The sequence below is a fragment of the Bacillus sp. SRL543 genome (assembly GCF_984799205.1).
Genome location: NZ_OZ481794.1, coordinates 1,521,988 through 1,537,165, shown reverse-complemented (window position 1 = coordinate 1,537,165; position 15,178 = coordinate 1,521,988). Strand labels below are relative to the sequence as shown.

Below are 15,178 nucleotides of genomic sequence, written 5' to 3'. Positions count from 1 at the left end.
ATGTTTGTTTATCCTTTACCCAATATAAATGGCTCTAATCTTTCTAGGAAGGTAACAGTATTGTTGCCTTATACTCCTATTTTATGACAATAAGGGGATAAAGGGAATTAAAATGAAGCAGGTTTCAAAAAACCATTATATGCCTATATGCTTCATTTTAGTACAGTTAATCTTACCAAAAAAATTAATTGTGTACAAACAACTGAGCTTGCCGATAAGGCGTTATGGCCCATAATGATACAAATTGGGGAAAACAAGAAGAAAAATGGAGAAAAATAAAAAGCCTCATATCTCAGAGAGATAAAAGGCTTTTTCATTAATTAACCATTCGCTGTGCTTCCCGCAGCTGATACGTACGCACTTTGCGCGGAAGGAATCGTCTGATTTCGTCTTCATTATAGCCAACCTGGAGGCGCTTTTCATCGATAATGATCGGGCGGCGCAGCAGGCCGGGGTTATCTTTAATCAACTCAAACAGCTCTTGAAGCGGCATGGTTTCGAGGTTTACGTCAAGCTTTTGGAATGTTTTTGATCTCGTAGATATAATCTCATCCGTACCATCTTCCGTCATTCGAAGGATTTCCTTGATTTCATCGATTGAAAGGGGTTCGGAAAAGATATTCCGCTCTTTATAGCCTATTTCATGCTCTTCAAGCCATGATTTCGCTTTCCTGCAAGATGTGCAACTTGGTGAAGTGTATAATGTGACCATTTTACAAATTCACACTCCTTAATTAGACATATATAAAGATCTTTTACAAGAATTATACTCAGAAAATATGAACCCTTAATTAAAATTACTTTAAATTAGTAATTTATATTAATTATACACCATTAAAGATGCATTTGGTATCCCTTTTTGGAAATATGCTAAAAGACTTATGCAAAGGTTCTACAGTTCATTTTTCTTAAGCATTCTACTATATAAGACGTATGAGAAAGATAAAAGTTTCAAAAATTTTTGATAGATTCTATCTTTCACTGTTTGACAGCCATATTTACGGAAGTTTCAAGATGGCCCGTTGCCGCAATTGACCTTTATATGTTTAATACCCGCCCTGTCCAATCATTAAACCTTATTTTTAATTCTCAATTAATTTATGAAAATGAAAATGCTGCTATTAAAAATAGCAGCATTTTACCTAAAGCCCTTTCAGGACATCTTCAGAACTTTTGTCTTCTTCAAATGTCAGCACTTCTTCTACCGGCTGGTAGGATTCTCCATAGAAATGTGCATCTTTATACGTATGAATCATTTCATACGTCTTCTTCATGCTGTCGTAAATCAGTTCTTCCGATTCATTGCCTGGAGCCCAATAAAGGATTTCCATGCTGTTGATTTCCTTCGTTGCCAGCGAACGCCTTCTATAGCCGATTGATTGGGCATGTTCAAAGCCTTCCCGCTTGTAAAACTTGAGCCTTTTTTCCGTGTCGGTGTCTTCATAATCGACCGGCTCTACTTCAAGGATGATCGGCTTTCTCTTTTTCTTAAGCTTGTCAAGGAGTTTATGGCCCAGTCCCTGCCCCCTGGCCGCCTTTGAAACAAACAGGTAGTCAATAAACACAAAGTTATCCAGTTCAACGTACATCAGGACATGGTTATCCCCTTCGTCCTTATGATAGATTTCAGCGCGTTCTTTAAGCAATGTTTCCATATGCTCACGGGATTTCATTTCTTCAATAGGGAAATATTGATTCAATTTTTCATACCAATGCATATTTTAGCTCCTTTGATTTAATATTCCAGTCCCGATAAGCATCCATCTTTCGCTACACTTTCACGGATGTTACCGGGCGTAATTTGCCCAGCTCCGCATCGCACACGAAAATACACTAATAATTTGCCAAATAGAAAAGTATTTATACAATAAACCTTTTCTAATAACTGCCGTTCTTTTACAATAAATAGAAAGGGTTACTGGCATTTGGCTGTACAAATCATTCGCAGCGCCGCTGTGAAAAGAAAGATGGAGGTTTATCATGATTGAATTTGCCGCGGATTTATCGATTGTTGCCCTGCTCGTGATTGGGATTACTGCTATAATTGGAGTTGCAGCTAATGGAATCGGCGAGAAGCTGTTCGGCGGTAAACGAAAATCCGAATTTGTGGATCAATCCGCTAAGGTGCAGACTGGGTGGAAAAATGTAGGCGGCAGAAAGTAAATCTGATCCTGCCATATACTATGATACCGCATACAGCTTCTGTGTCAAATAACACCATGATGAAATCGCTTTTTAGAGAACTGCAGTCAGCAGTATACAGTCTTATTTTGTAAAATGACCGTACAATTGAGCAAAAACGGAAGCCGGGCAAATTTGCCCGGCTCCCCTCTTTTTATTCCCCTGGTGTATAGTCAACGCCTGGCGTATAGGAATTGCCAGCATTCCAAAGTAGATATTCATTAATACCCTGGTCTTTAAGGGCCTTGATCTGAGCTTCTACCTCTTGCTTGCCGTATGTCTTGTAATTCCCTGTACCCAGCCAGGACGCCGTAAAGTCCTGAAGCCATGGCCTTGAAACAGGTGCCTGTTCCAGTGCAGCAAGTTTCTTCTTCTCAACCTTGGAATACTCAGCCACAAGCTTATATGGCTCCAGATCAGGCCTGCTGATGCCGAAATAGGATGTCCAATGGCTTGGATAAATCATGGAAGAAATCACATCCACATTGGAGGAGATCTTAGAGAAATTCTGGCCTATCCCCGGCGCTTCCGGCAGTGTTGCGCTGTAACCAAAGATATCAACGGAAACCTGTACATCATAAGGCTTAAGTTTTTCTCTTGCATAGGCAACAAAGTCTGTGACAGCATGTACCCTTCTTTGTACATTATCATCACCGTCAGTATACTCTCCAGTAGAGTAAGTTAAAGTATCTTCCCGCTTTTCAAACCCTTCCGGAAAACGGACATAATCAAATTGGATCTCCTGGAAGCCCATCTTCGCAGCTTCAATGGCAATCCCGACATTATAATCCCATACTTCTTTCAGAAATGGATTTACGAAGGATTCGCCTCTCCCATTTGACCAGACCTTATTTCCATCTTTATAGGACCATTCCGGCTTAGCATTAGCCAATACGCTGTCCTTAAAGACAACCACACGGGCAATAGGATAAATCTTCTTCTCCTCCATTGTCTTCAAAACCTTTGCAGGGTCTTTTATGTAGGGTTTGCCGATTGAGCTGTACGGCGATTCTCCTTCAGGATTATAAGTCAGATTGCCCCAGTCGTCCTTTATATCAATAACCATGGCATTTAAATCAGTTTTGTCTATCAAATCTACTAACTTATTAAATTTTTCTCCTCCGGCAGAATGCCCGGTAACATAGACTCCCCTGACAGCATCAGGATAGTCAAATGTGTAGCCTGAATCATATTTGAATCGTGCCATGGCTGCTGGCAGTTCCTTTTTCATTTCTATGTATTCTTTAACGGGCATAGAGCTGTTTGACAGCCTTTCGCTCTCAGCAGCACTGGCATGCATTGTAATGAGCGAAGACAAGGCAGCTGCAGCCGCAGTCATTTTTAGAGCCTTCATATTCCGTATCCCTCCTATCTTATAATTTCATTATAAAGGCAGCATGCTTCTATTTACATATGTAAAAAGCAACAACATGGTACTCATTCCCTTTATGCTTGCCTAATACACATAAAATTGGAACTTTTTTTAATTCCAAAAGTTATTCATTGAATAAATCGAAAATTTTCAATAGTAATTTTTATCAAAATGTTATATTATTATTACAAGTAATTTGCGTTAATGAGAAAAAGGGTTAAAGTGATACTTCATGTTCCGAAATAGATTGTTTTTACAGCCTAGTTATTTACATCACACCAATTTTGTTTATGGATCAACTCTGTTCCTTTGTTTTGATGTAAATAAAAGCCAAAAGACGATCTCGGAATGAGATCGTCTTTTGTTATTTTTTGTATTGCGCCTTATATTGTGCTGCTTCCTTTTCAGAGCAATACACATAATGGCCAGGTGCAATTTCACGCATTTCCAGCTGATCGCTGTCAGTGTAGCTGTGGTCAGCAGGATCATACGCTGTACGCTTTCTTGTCCTCTCTGTTTCCGGGTCCGGAAGTGGAATGGCAGAAAGAAGGGACTGTGTATATGGATGCAGCGGGTTGTTGTACAGATCATCGGCTGGAGCAATTTCAACCAGCTTCCCGAAGTACATAACCCCGATCCTGTCACTGATATATTTAACCATTGACAGATCATGGGCAATAAACAGATAAGTCAATCCTTTATCACGCTGCAGCTGCTTCATCAAGTTGACAACCTGTGCTTGAATGGAAACATCAAGCGCTGAAATCGGCTCATCTGCAATGATGAATTCAGGCTGTACGGCAAGAGCGCGGGCAATTCCGATACGCTGGCGCTGTCCGCCTGAAAACTCATGCGGATAACGGTTGGCATGCTCTTTGTTCAAGCCGACTGTTTCAAGAAGCTCATAGACTCTTTCCATCCGCTCTTTCTTGCTATTGGCAAGCCCATGGATGTCAATGCCTTCTGCAATGATATCAGCTACAGTCATACGCGGATTCAGCGACGCATATGGATCCTGGAAAATCATCTGCATTTTGCGGTTGAATTTCTTCAGTTCTTTGGCCGATTTCTTCCCATGGACATCCTCGCCTTCAAAAAGGACCTGTCCATCTGTAGCATCATACAGCCTGATGATCGACCTTCCAGTTGTTGATTTGCCGCAGCCGGACTCTCCTACAAGGCCAAGCGTTTCGCCTTTGTAGATGTCAAATGAGATGCCGTCTACTGCCTTAACCATATTAGGGCGGCCTACATTGAAGTGCTGCTTAAGATTTTTGATTTCAATTAATTTTTCAGCCATTTTATTTGCCCTCCTTCACTAAAACGGGCTTATCGAATGTGGAAGAGAGCTTGCGGATTCTGCGCTTAACAGCCTCAGGCGGTTCTACATTCGGTGCATCCGGGTGAAGCAGCCATGTTTTTGCAAAGTGTGTTTCAGAGATCTGGTACATTGGCGGTTCTTCTTCAAAATCAATGGCCAGCGCAAACTGGTTCCTCGCTGCAAATGCATCTCCTGCTGGAGGGTTTGTCAGATCTGGAGGAGTTCCAGGTATCGCTGTCAGTTCAGTCTGATTGTTGTTTTCAAGACTAGGCATGGATGCCAGCAATCCCCAAGTATAAGGATGGCGCGGGTCATAGAAGATTTCATCAACCGTGCCCATCTCAACGATCTGTCCGGCATACATGACAGCCACACGGTCAGCGACATTTGCCACTACGCCCAGGTCATGGGTGATAAAAATGATGCTAGTATCCATCTTGCTTTGAAGATCCTTCATCAAGTCAAGGATTTGAGCCTGGATTGTTACATCAAGCGCTGTTGTAGGCTCATCGGCAATCAAAAGCTTTGGACTCGCTGCAAGTGCGATGGCAATCATGGCACGCTGCCTCATACCGCCTGAGAATTCATGCGGATATTGGTTTACACGCTTCTCCGGCATAGGAATTCCTACAAGGCGAAGAAGTTCTGTTGCCCGCTCTTTAGCAGCGGATGATGACATATTCTGGTGCTTGATCAGCACCTCCATGATCTGGCGCCCGATTTTCATCGTCGGATTCAGGGAAGTCATTGGATCCTGGAAGATCATGCTGATTTCTTTACCGCGGATCTTTTCCATTTCCTTATCTGATTTTGGGACGATGTCGTCGCCATTAAGGAGGATTTGTCCTCCAGCAATTTTGCCTGGCGGCATCGGAATCAATTTCATGATTGTCTGGGAGGTAACACTTTTACCTGAACCGGACTCGCCGACAATCGCCAGTGTCTCACCTTTATGAAGGTCAAAGGACACGCCGCGGACAGCCTGGACCTCTCCTCCATAAGTTTGGAATGAGACTCTTAAATCTTTTACTTCGAGTAATTTTTCCATTTATCTCACTCCTTATTTGCGTAGTCGCGGATCTAGCGCATCACGAAGTCCGTCGCCGATTACGTTAAATGCAAAGATGGTCAAGCAGATAAACGTTGCTGGGAAGAACAAGCGCCAAGGATAATATCTAAGTGCCGGAAGGCCATCATTTGCCATGGTTCCCCAGCTTGCTACAGGCGGTGTCAAACCAAGTCCAAGATAGCTAAGGAATGCTTCAGTAAAGATTGCAGATGGCACTGTAAGTGTCATGGTTACAAGAATAGGGCCCATTGTATTCGGAATCAAGTGCTTGAACATGATCCGCGAAACATTTGCTCCCAAAGTGCGTGAGGCAAGTACATATTCCTGATTCTTAAGTGACAGGACTTGTCCACGGACAATACGGGACATGTTGATCCATCCTGTGATGGTCATGGCAAGAATCATTGTGCCGACACTTTGTCCAAGTACAACCATTAGAAGGATAACTAGAAGCAAGTAAGGGATTCCATAAAGAACATCGGCTGCACGCATCATGAACTCATCAGTGCGTCCACCCTTGAAGCCGGCAATGCCGCCCCATAGTACACCAATAAATAGATCGATTAAAGCAGCTGCCAAACCAATGAACAGGGAGATTCGAGCACCTTCCCATGTACGGGCAAATACATCGCGTCCCAAGTCATCTGTACCGAACCAATGCTCGGATGATGGCGACTGGTTTTTGTTGCCAAGATCATTCGATGCATAATCATATGGTGTCATATATGGTCCAAAGATTGCCATAAACACAAGGATGGCCAAAAGCACAATCCCAAACATGGCAAGCTTGTTTTTTCGGAATCTAAGTGTAACATCTTTCCAGAACGATAGGCTTGGTTTACTGATTTTTTCAGCATCATTTTCTTGTGTGCCAACAACTCTGAATTTATCTTTTGATAACTGTCCCATAATTTACTCTCCTTTCTTCCCGCCAGCAAGTTTGATGCGCGGGTCAATGAGTCCGTACGCAATGTCGACAAGGAGAATAGACACTAACAGAATAACACTGTAGAATACGGTAACTCCCATAATTACGGTATAGTCTCGGTTTGCGATGCTTAATACAAAGTGGGAGCCGAGTCCCGGGATACCAAAGATTTTCTCAATTACGAAACTTCCTGTAATGATCCCCGCTGAAAGAGGTCCCATATATGAAACAACCGGAAGCATTGCATTTCGGATAGTATGCTTTATAGTGATGACACCCTGGCTTAAACCTTTTGATTTAGCCGTCTTGATATAATCATTCGCCAGTACTTCAAGCATGGAAGAACGGGTCAGGCGGGCAATAAACGCCATCGGCGAGGCTGCCAATGCCAATGCAGGCAATATAGTGTGCATAAATGATTCCCACCTTGCTACTGGGAAGACGCCAAGCTTAATGGCAAGGAAATATTGCAGGAATGTTGCCATGATGAAGGATGGAACCGAAATTCCCATAACCGCAACGATCATTGCTGTGTAATCCTGCCACTTGTTGTGCTTAAGTGCTGCGATGACCCCCAAAACAACACCAATTGATACAGCAATCAGGATGGCTTCAATTCCAAGCATCAGTGATACAGGGAAACCGTCGCTGATCAGGTCATTTACACTCTGGCTCTTATACTTAAAAGATGGGCCGAAATCCCATTTTAAAATCCTCAGTAAGTACTCCCCATATTGAACATACCATGGCTGATCGAGCCCGTAGTGGGCATTCAGGTTTGCTTCAATTTCGGGAGGCAGCTGTTTTTCTGATGTAAATGGGTTCCCTGGTGCAATGCGCATAAAGAAAAACGTTGCTGTGATGATAAGCCACAGCGAGACAATCATATAGATTAAGCGTTTTCCAATATATTTCGCCATTGTCAAACACCTCCAATTTTATTTCTGCTTTATTCAGAAACGAAGGTATATGGGGGAGAAACCCCATATACCTCTCGTTTAGACAGCTATTATTATTAGCTATTCTTATTCAAAGTACGCCCATTTGTATTGAACGTCGCCAAGTCCGGAAACAGCTACGCCTTTAAGGCTTTCATCCTGAACCCAGTTGTTTGTGTAGAAGTAAATCGGTGCTACAGGCATATCTTCCATGAAGATTGCTTCAGCATCTTTCAGCAGCTGCTGGCGAGCATCTGCGTCAGCTTCTGTTGCAGATTTAGCTAACAGATCCTGGAATTCTTTGCTTTCCCATCCAGTATCGTTGTTTCCTCCATCTGCATCACGGTAAAGCTCAAGGAAGTTGATCGCATCATTGAAATCTCCAAGCCAGCCCATACGAGCTACCTGGTAGTCAAGCGCGTGAACTTTATCAAGGTATACAGCCCACTCAGAGTTGTCAAGAGTTACTTCAACTCCAAGGTTTTGTTTCCACATATCCTGGATTGCCTGGGCAATCTTTTGGTGAGCTTCAGAAGTATTGTAAGAAAGAGTTACTGCAGGAAGCTCTGAAGCATCACTGTAGCCAAGCTCTTCCAAACCAGCTTTCAAGAATCCTTTTGCTTTTTCTACATCATTGTCAGCAAAGTAGCCTTCTTTGTTTTCAGCGAACATTGACGGCGGAACGATAGCCATCGCTGGAAGCTGCTCACCCTGAAGGATGTTGTCGATAAGCTCCTGACGGTTGATTGCATAAGTGAATGCCTTACGGATATTAACATTATTGAAAGGTTCTGCAGTTGTGTTGAATTTATAGTTGTAAACACCAGCGATAGGCTGTGTTACAAGGCGGTCTTCGTCTTTAAGGGCCTGCATTGCATCAGTCGGAAGTGCTCCAGTCGGTGCTCCAGCCCAGTCAAGCTCGCCGTTGTCAAGCATTGAAAGCTCAGTATTCGGATCATTAACCATGATCATTTCGATAGAGTTAAGCTTTACAGTATCTTTATCCCAGTAAGTATCGTTCTTTTCAAGAACAATCTTGTCACTGTGTGACCATTCAGTCATCTTGAATGGACCGTTAGAAGTATAGTCATCTCCTGCATCGGTTGCCCAGTCAGGGTTTGCTTGTGCAACCTTGCTGTTGATCGGCAGGTAAGTATAGAATGCAGTCAATTCATCAAAGAATGGAGTCGGATTAGCCAAAGTTACTTTAAGCGTTTTGTCGTCAACGACTTCGATTCCTACGTCATCAAGAGAACCGCCGCCAGTGTTGGCAGCTTCTGCACCAGCGATGTAGTAAAGCTGGTAAGCATACTCAGATTGGTTGGCTGGGTCTATAGCCCACTTCCAAGCATAGGCAAAATCTTCTGCAGTAACAGGATCCCCATTAGTCCATTGAGCATCCCTAATAGTGTAAGTATAAACTTTCTGATCGTCAGAAACTTCAATTTTCTCAGCTGCTGCAGGTTCAGGCTTTCCATCTGGATTGATTCGTGTCAGACCTTCGAAAGTCTGGCGAAGAACAGTTCCGGAAGTCGCATCCTTTGCAAGGCCCGGGTGAAGTGAAGGCGGCTCTGAGTTAATGTTTACAGCCAAGTCTTGAGGTACATCTGACTTGCCTCCGTCGCCGTCGCTGCTGCTGCTGCTGTCTTTGTCGCCGCCGCTGCAGGCTGCTAGGAACATGCTAAGAACAAGAAGCATACTAAAAAAGACCGATAATCTTTTGTTCACGGTGTTACCCCCCTATATAATATCCACAAATGCCTTTTTATGGAATCTGTACACTCTGGCATAAACAGTTGTCCGCCTCGGATATATTGCTCAAATAGTCAGTAAATTAATTCCAAAAATAAACTGATAATCCGCGCAGCAAAAAAAGTAAGTCTATAACTGTAAAAGACTAAGATTATCCTCTATTCTGACAATTCAAGAGAAAAATCAAAGAGGATAAGCCAATATTCCGTAAGCTATAAACTTACTATTTAATCTCTTTATCCATAGGTTTTCCGAACTATATGCAAGAATGTTACAAATTCGTAAAGAATCATTTGTTACGTTTATTATATGTATTTTAAAACTTGTTTGCAAGGGGCTTTTATTTTCAGCGGGAAGCAAGTTGAGAAAATTGTCGAAAAAATACTTTTAAATCAAGAGTTTGCTAGTTTTAATTTTTTTGAATTATTTCTTGAATTCCCTTTCAAAGAAGGTCATTATGGCTTTAAATTCTTCCATTTTTTCTTATTTTAATGACTTCTTTCCAGACAGGAACTTTCGAATTTCCTTGATTTTTTCTGCAGTTTTGGTATATTTTAATGTATAAAACCAATACTGTTGATGATAAAGCGATGACAAAGAGTAGTACATTTGCTCAGGGATTATAGAGAGTTTGTGTCTGGTGGAAACAAACATCCCGGCAGATTGAATGGACTTTTGAGCTCCGGCTGCGAAAGGCTGCTTCATGCTGCCTATTAGTTTCCGGCGTATCCCGCGTTATGGGAAGCCCGGCCTGCATGCAAGCCGGGGATAAGAGGCCTCAGCCGAGGCACTTAGGGTGGCACCGCGGACCATTCGTCCCTATTTTTAATGGGGACGAATGGTCTTTTTACGTTGTTTGCGCAGTCTCCCCCATTTTTTGCGGCTCACTTCTTTGTCTGCTTATACATCCAAGGAGGAATATATATGAAGACCATTTTTTCCGGCATCCAGCCGAGCGGCACTCTTACACTGGGGAATTATATAGGTGCCATGAAGCAATTCGTTGAATTGCAGAATGAATATAACTGCTATTTCTGTATAGTCGATCAGCACGCCATCACTGTTCAGCAGGACAGGATGGAGCTCCGCAAAAATATCAGGAGCCTTGCCGCACTCTATCTCGCTGTCGGGATCGATCCGGAGAAAGCGACTCTTTTCATCCAATCTGAAGTACCAGCCCATGCACAGGCCGGATGGATGATGCAGTGCGTTTCTTATATCGGCGAGCTTGAGAGAATGACCCAATTCAAAGATAAATCACATGGAAAAGAAGCAGTTTCATCCGGCCTTCTGACATATCCGCCGCTTATGGCTGCCGACATCCTTCTATATAAAACAGATTTAGTTCCTGTAGGAGAAGATCAGAAGCAGCATTTGGAGCTTACAAGGGATCTGGCAGAAAGATTCAACAAAAAATATAATGACATCTTTACAATCCCGGAAGTGCGGATCGCAAAAGTAGGAGCAAGAGTTATGTCCCTGCAGGATCCAACAAAGAAGATGAGTAAATCTGACTCTAATAAGAAGGCATTCATCTCTTTGCTTGATGATCCAAAGCAGATCGAGAAAAAAATCAAAAGCGCGGTTACAGATTCTGAGGGAATTGTTAAGTTCGATAAAGAAAATAAGCCTGGCGTTTCGAATCTTTTATCTATCTACTCCATCCTTTCAGGCAGGACAATAGAAGATATCGAGGAACAGTACGAAGGAAAAGGCTACGGAGACTTCAAGGGCGACCTTGCTAAAGTGGTTGTCGATACAATTGTGCCAATCCAGGAAAAATACACACAGCTCATGGAATCCAGCGAGCTGGATGAAATCCTGGATAAAGGGGCCGAAAAAGCTCAATACACTGCCAATAAAATGCTCGCCAAAATGGAAAACGCCATGGGGCTCGGCAGAAAACGCCGTTAATAAGAAAAGCGGAAGCAACTTGCTCACCTAAAGGAACGCAGACTAAGAGCGCCACGTCCTGTGGCAACGTCTGCATGACCAGCATCCTGGGGCCTCAAGACGATCCTGCCGAAAAGGCGTTCTTTGCCTTTTGGGCAGGATTGGCTTGTGACCTCGAGGGGGTAGGCGCTGCAGCTAGACAGTAATCGAAGTTAAAAAACTATACTTTCTTATCTTGTGAAAAAAAGGAGCTGTGATCAGCTCCTTTTTATTATTATCACAAACGGGCAGGAGGGAAAATCTCTGCTCCTTAGGTTTCAGGGCAGCCACCAAAAGTATCAAACCCTGTTGATTGGAGTGCAAGGCACGCAGACTCCTGCGGGAAATAGCGGCAGGGCTGAGACCCCGCATGAGCGTAGCGAAGAGGAGGCTCAGCGCCGCCCCGCGAAAAAGCGAAGTGCCTGGAACGGAAATCAACAGTCCTCATTTAACAAGCAAGTTTATGATAAGCGCAATAAATCTGTCTATAATTAGAAAAGGAGCTGCACCCAGCTCCTTTTTATATCTTGCATATTAATTCACTTTCGAGCCATGCTCCATTTCCCACAATTTTTCAAAGAATGGCTGTCCTTTGATGATATTCTCGCAAAAAGCTTCATGTTTTCCTGACCAGCCCAGCTGCGTTTCCTCAAACAATGACTTCCAGGCCTGTTCAAATTCCAGCTGCTGGATTACGGAATATTTCTCCGGATTCCATTCTGTATACCAATAGCGGATTTCAGCTGTATTCCCAGATGAATGAAGCTGATCCAGAGCCATGAAGAGAAGCTGCTTCAGCTGCCTTTCTTTTCTCGTAAGGCCATTCATCATTTCAGGCGCCGGCGACAGAATGTGAAAATCCTTTAAACAGGAGTGGTCGTTGAATGCATAATGGATTGTCTCTTGGTTATCAAGCATTTCGTAAGCAAGCTGCTCCTGTCTTGGAATAAGCCTGCTTTTGCGGATCGGGATATTATAGCTGATCGTATCAACTGCCAAAATGCCTGAACCGTCGGAGACGACAAAACAGTAATCAAGCTGGGTCCGTTCATGGTTTTTTCGCAAATATGCTTTTTGGTAGATGTCGTTCAGCAGCTGCTGCGGAAGTTCTGATAAGTCGTTTTCTATGTAGTTAAAAAGAAGCGGTTCTACCTTTAACAATGGGACCTGGTCAAGCAGCTCCACACTGTCATCTTTTCTCCATTCATGAAAATGGCATACATTATATCCATTTTCTTCGCCTTCAAACCAGTTCACCCATACATCATGAAGATACAACATCTTACAACCCCTCACTTCTAGTAACTATTTGTCACTCAGTATGGGCAGGAAATAGTTAATTTATTCCTTTAAACACAACAGTTTACTCTTCGTTTCCTTGCGGAAAGTATATGGCCAATGTGATAATGACCATTCCGGCCGGGAGCAGACCGCACTCAGGCCTTTTGAATATATATGAAAAATAATCGCTCAGTCCATGCCCGGCAATTAAGAGATTCAAATATGCCACCATGCTGATGCCGCCCGCTACAGCCAGTCCAAAACCGGTGATAAAAATAAACAGCCTGAAGATCATTTGGCAGGCAGAATCCTTTTGGCTTGTCCCATGTATGCTCCTGCTCCCTTGTTTTTTATTACATATATATGATAGAGAGGGTTAAATTATACGGCAAAAAAAAAGATCCCAAAAGGATCTTTCATGCCGGCATGCATTAAAAAAGGGTGAGCACCCGAAGTGTCTCGCCCTTTATGGTTCCGGCTGAGGCCAGCCGCATTATCTATTTGACTTAGGGTTAAATGCGTCCTTCAGACCCTCGCCAACGAAGTTGATTGATAGTATTGTCAGTGTCAGAACCGTTGCGGGCGGTATCCATATCCACCACTTGCTCGTCAATACATCCGGGCTCCTTGCATCCTGAAGCATATTGCCCCAGCTCGGTATGTTCATCGGCACCCCGAAGCCCAGGAAGCTTAAGCCTGTTTCTGCCACGATCATGGCAGCCAGTGTCAATGTAGCCTGTACAATAATTGTGGACATTACATTCGGCAATAGATGCTTGGAGATCGTTTTAACTGACGAACTCCCGATAGAGATGGAACTCATGATATACTCGTTTTCTTTCTCTACCATGACCTTGCTTCGCACAAGACGGGCTATTCCTGTCCAGCTTAGAACACTAATGACGAAAATGAGTGTAGCTGTACTGGATTCTATGAAAATGGACTTAAGCACGATAACGAAAAGCAGGAACGGAAAGTTCATCATAAAGTCGGTGAATCGCATAAGCACATTGTCAACCCAGCCTCCGAAGAATCCGGCTGTGGCTCCTACGATTGTTCCGATCACAACTACCGAAATGGTGATGGAGAAAGCAAGAGTCAATGACGTCTTCCCGCCATGGAGGGTTCTCGCAAATACATCTCTCCCAGACTTATCTGTGCCAAAAAAGTGGTCTGCAGAAGGCTCTTTGCTGATTTCAGTCAAATTCAGCTTAGCCGTTTCTTCAATCGGCATGGACAGCGGCTCAGCAAAAATTGATACTAAGACAATCAGTACAAGATAGCAGAGACTGATCATGGCGAGTTTATTCTTTAAGAACTTCCTTCGGGCGAGAGCCCATGGTGACTGGCTTTTGGGAGGCTTTACAGGCTCCTGAACAGCCGTTGTGCTTTGCTGTGATAATGTTGGTTCCATAACTCTCACCTACCTAACTTAAACGTATGCGCGGATCTACTATTCCATATAGTATATCTGCCACTAAATTTCCAATCAGCGTCAGGATGGTCAGCATCATGGTGATGGCCATCATAACGGAATAATCACGTGAGTTTACTGATTCTACAAACAGGTATCCGATGCCCGGATATGTAAAGATGGTTTCGGTAATAATAGCTCCCCCGAAAAGGCCAGCAATGTCAAAGCCCAGCAGTGTAATAATCGGAATGACCGAATTTCTGAGGATATGCTTATTATAAATCGCGGATTCCTTCGTACCCTTTGCTCTGGCCGTACGAACATAATCTTTGCGAGAGCTTTCGATCATATCATTGCGCAGGAACTGGGTGTATCCGGCAGTAGCCATTGTACCCAATACAAGCGCAGGAAGAATAGTATGCTTAATTTTGCTCAAATAAAATTCAAAAGACCCTGGTTCAACACCTGAACCGATACTTCCAGTCGCCGGGACCCATCCCAGCTGGAAAGAGAATACATAAATTGCCACTAATGCTGCAACAAAGCTTGGAATGGCCAAGGCCAAATAGTTTATGCCAGATATCAAATAATCTCCTGGACTGTAGGCAAATCTGCCTGAGAACCTGCCCATCATAAATGCTAGAATGTACGTGATCATAAGTGAAGTAAAACCTAAGAAAACAGTGTTCGGCAGCCTGTCGCCGATCAATTCCATTACATCGCGCTTATGGATGAATGAATCCCCAAAATCCCCTTGAACCACTCCGCCTATCCAGCGGAAATACTGTGTATGGATCGGGTCATTCAAGCCCATCTTTTCACGCATTTCCTCGATATATTCCGGATCGGAATTAAGCGGATCGATTTTTCCAGAGAGGGCGTCCCCTGGCATAAGCTTTGCCAGGGTGAACACCACTATGGAGATAAGGAAAATTATTGGGATCATACCTATAAGTCTTCGGATTGTGTATTGTAGCATACTCCATTCCC

14 protein-coding genes and 1 other annotated feature are annotated in these 15,178 nt (G+C 43.3%); of the genes, 2 read left to right on the top strand and 12 right to left on the bottom strand.

The features are described from left to right. Window positions 1-316: 316 nt before the first annotated feature. Window positions 317-712: a transcriptional regulator SpxA gene (gene spxA / locus AC4E8B_RS07815; RefSeq protein ID WP_009794105.1), complete on the bottom strand. Its 396-nt coding sequence runs from the start codon at window positions 710-712 to the stop codon at window positions 317-319. A gap of 430 nt (window positions 713-1,142) precedes the next feature. Continuing rightward, complete coding sequence (locus tag AC4E8B_RS07810; RefSeq protein ID WP_490218012.1) at window positions 1,143-1,718, bottom strand: GNAT family N-acetyltransferase; 576 nt, start codon at window positions 1,716-1,718, stop codon at window positions 1,143-1,145. Between the two features lie 262 nt (window positions 1,719-1,980). Here AC4E8B_RS07810 and AC4E8B_RS07805 point away from each other — a divergent pair, with 262 nt between their 5' ends. Beyond that, complete coding sequence (locus AC4E8B_RS07805) at window positions 1,981-2,163, top strand: hypothetical protein (RefSeq protein ID WP_022543609.1); 183 nt, start codon at window positions 1,981-1,983, stop codon at window positions 2,161-2,163. Between the two features lie 172 nt (window positions 2,164-2,335). Here AC4E8B_RS07805 and AC4E8B_RS07800 read toward each other — a convergent pair whose 3' ends face one another. From AC4E8B_RS07800 to AC4E8B_RS07775, 6 genes are all read right to left on the bottom strand, one after another. Beyond that, window positions 2,336-3,535, bottom strand: a complete 1,200-nt coding sequence (locus AC4E8B_RS07800; protein WP_490218011.1) for a putative glycoside hydrolase — start codon at window positions 3,533-3,535, stop codon at window positions 2,336-2,338. A 382-nt stretch (window positions 3,536-3,917) separates the two neighbouring features. Next, the gene (locus tag AC4E8B_RS07795) at window positions 3,918-4,853 is read right to left on the bottom strand and encodes an ABC transporter ATP-binding protein (protein ID WP_490218010.1); all 936 of its coding nucleotides are present in this window, start codon (window positions 4,851-4,853) and stop codon (window positions 3,918-3,920) included. A gap of 1 nt (window position 4,854) precedes the next feature. Beyond that, complete coding sequence (locus AC4E8B_RS07790) at window positions 4,855-5,922, bottom strand: ABC transporter ATP-binding protein (RefSeq protein WP_490218009.1); 1,068 nt, start codon at window positions 5,920-5,922, stop codon at window positions 4,855-4,857. A 12-nt stretch (window positions 5,923-5,934) separates the two neighbouring features. Continuing rightward, complete coding sequence (locus AC4E8B_RS07785; RefSeq protein WP_490218008.1) at window positions 5,935-6,852, bottom strand: ABC transporter permease; 918 nt, start codon at window positions 6,850-6,852, stop codon at window positions 5,935-5,937. A 3-nt stretch (window positions 6,853-6,855) separates the two neighbouring features. Beyond that, the gene (locus AC4E8B_RS07780; RefSeq protein ID WP_490218007.1) at window positions 6,856-7,791 is read right to left on the bottom strand and encodes an ABC transporter permease; all 936 of its coding nucleotides are present in this window, start codon (window positions 7,789-7,791) and stop codon (window positions 6,856-6,858) included. A gap of 105 nt (window positions 7,792-7,896) precedes the next feature. Next, complete coding sequence (locus AC4E8B_RS07775) at window positions 7,897-9,537, bottom strand: peptide ABC transporter substrate-binding protein (protein WP_490218006.1); 1,641 nt, start codon at window positions 9,535-9,537, stop codon at window positions 7,897-7,899. A 605-nt stretch (window positions 9,538-10,142) separates the two neighbouring features. Continuing rightward, window positions 10,143-10,385, top strand: a binding site (T-box leader). A 100-nt stretch (window positions 10,386-10,485) separates the two neighbouring features. On the opposite strand from AC4E8B_RS07775, the gene trpS reads away from it, so the two are divergent. Continuing rightward, window positions 10,486-11,475, top strand: a complete 990-nt coding sequence (trpS, locus tag AC4E8B_RS07770) for a tryptophan--tRNA ligase (protein ID WP_490218005.1) — start codon at window positions 10,486-10,488, stop codon at window positions 11,473-11,475. 552 nt (window positions 11,476-12,027) lie between these two features. Here trpS and AC4E8B_RS07765 read toward each other — a convergent pair. From AC4E8B_RS07765 to opp4B, 4 genes are all read right to left on the bottom strand, one after another. Beyond that, window positions 12,028-12,774 (bottom strand): YjbA family protein, encoded by a 747-nt coding sequence (locus AC4E8B_RS07765; RefSeq protein WP_490218004.1) that lies wholly within the window; start codon window positions 12,772-12,774, stop codon window positions 12,028-12,030. 82 nt (window positions 12,775-12,856) lie between these two features. After that, the gene (locus tag AC4E8B_RS07760) at window positions 12,857-13,069 is read right to left on the bottom strand and encodes a YuzI family membrane protein (protein ID WP_490218003.1); all 213 of its coding nucleotides are present in this window, start codon (window positions 13,067-13,069) and stop codon (window positions 12,857-12,859) included. Between the two features lie 198 nt (window positions 13,070-13,267). Next, entirely contained in the window at window positions 13,268-14,188 is a 921-nt protein-coding gene (gene opp4C / locus AC4E8B_RS07755) for an oligopeptide ABC transporter permease (protein WP_490218002.1), read from the bottom strand. A 13-nt stretch (window positions 14,189-14,201) separates the two neighbouring features. After that, window positions 14,202-15,167, bottom strand: coding sequence for an oligopeptide ABC transporter permease (gene opp4B / locus AC4E8B_RS07750; protein WP_490218001.1), 966 nt, complete (start codon window positions 15,165-15,167; stop codon window positions 14,202-14,204). Between the last annotated feature and the right edge of the window lie 11 nt (window positions 15,168-15,178).